The following is a 278-nucleotide window of genomic DNA, read 5'->3' on the forward strand; positions in this document are numbered from 1 at the left end:
CGTGTCGGCGGTGTCGCCCGTGCCCGCGTGGTCTCCGGGTGGGTTGTCGATTCGGATGTCCCACCCGTTGTCATGAATTCGGTGGTGACACGATTCGCACAGCAGGACCCCGTTGGACAGATCTGTCGGCCCTGCGTCGCGCTTCCACCATTTCAGGTGATGCGCCTTTGTCATGTGGGGCGGGAGTCCGCACCGTGCGCACCCGCCGTCGCGTTCGACGAGGGCGAGCTTCTGGGCTTTGGTGAAAAGGCGGTTCTCGCGCCCGAGGTCGAGGATCT

Annotated in this window: 1 protein-coding gene; it reads right to left on the minus strand. The window is 64.7% G+C overall.

The window, feature by feature from the left end:
- Positions 1-278 (minus strand): HNH endonuclease signature motif containing protein (locus KI686_RS16710; RefSeq protein WP_237590432.1); only part of this gene is annotated, 278 nt, incomplete at both ends.

The sequence above is a fragment of the Polaribacter sargassicola genome, from assembly GCF_021991835.1.
In the GTDB taxonomy this organism is placed as follows: domain Bacteria; phylum Bacteroidota; class Bacteroidia; order Flavobacteriales; family Flavobacteriaceae; genus Polaribacter; species Polaribacter sargassicola.